The organism is Cupriavidus sp. 05T313 (assembly GCF_056396665.1).
Window position 1 is genome coordinate 1 of record NZ_JBFTLX010000537.1, and the last position, 932, is coordinate 932.

The following is a 932-nucleotide window of genomic DNA, read 5'->3' on the forward strand; positions in this document are numbered from 1 at the left end:
GCACGGCGGCGGCGCTGACCTGAACGAACATAAAACCTAAACCCACAACAAAAACGCAACGGCGAAAGATACCATAAAAGCACTTTTCCGTTGCGGTATCTGAAGTCTCCGTGCCGTCCCACACGCAACACTTCAGAACATACCAACAGGTAACATAACATTTATTATGTTAAGTAATTAACATGTGAGCGACGCGCGATGGCGAAGCGGCTCGCCTGTTCTGCCCCGAAATTGAGACAAAAAACCAGGCGCCTGGAGATCRCACTTTCGCAACCTCCTCCATCTCCCCATCTCCCCATCTCGCCTTGCCGGCACTGCTAATTTCGTACGATTCCAGTGCCTGGCGTCCTCAGTGTCATCAGCCATTTAGCAACACCCTCTTTGTTGACTTCCTCAATTGGATATCCACGGGAGACGATTGTATTTCGAGCACCCACACTTAATTCTGAGCTTGTCACAATCAAGCCAAAATGTGCGTCGGCAAACTGGACGTCTGTCATAAGACCTTTGACAACAACCTTCTCCACTTTGTCTTTTTGTCTCTTACACTGAATGATCCCGTGCGGAGCGTTTTCGCTTTCATCCGGCAGCCAGATGCGAATATCGACTCCGTCATCATTCCCACCCGGCCCTAGCTCCACTTTGTATCCGACTCTAAAAAAATACTCGGCGGTTAGTTCCTCGAACTTGCGCCAATGCATCTTTCCAATAGACTCTGGATTTTGACTAAGATAGTCAATGAAACGTTGATCAATGAATTCTCCATACGCCGGTTTTGTCTTGCCTCCTGCAAACAAGGAGCTTAATTTTTCGATATTTCTCCACTCCGTGTAACGCACAATACTGTGCGGGCTCAAACTAACGACTCGATTAAAAGTTTCGATCACCTCCATGGAAATTCTAAGACCTCGCTCTCCATACTTTGCAAATAC

At 47.5% G+C, this 932-nt stretch carries 1 protein-coding gene; it reads right to left on the minus strand.

What is annotated here, in order from left to right; all coding sequences use genetic code 11:
* Positions 1 to 317: 317 nt before the first annotated feature.
* The coding region (locus AC1DKD_RS41575; protein WP_477144778.1) for a restriction endonuclease at positions 318 to 932 on the minus strand (615 nt) is incomplete at its 5' end.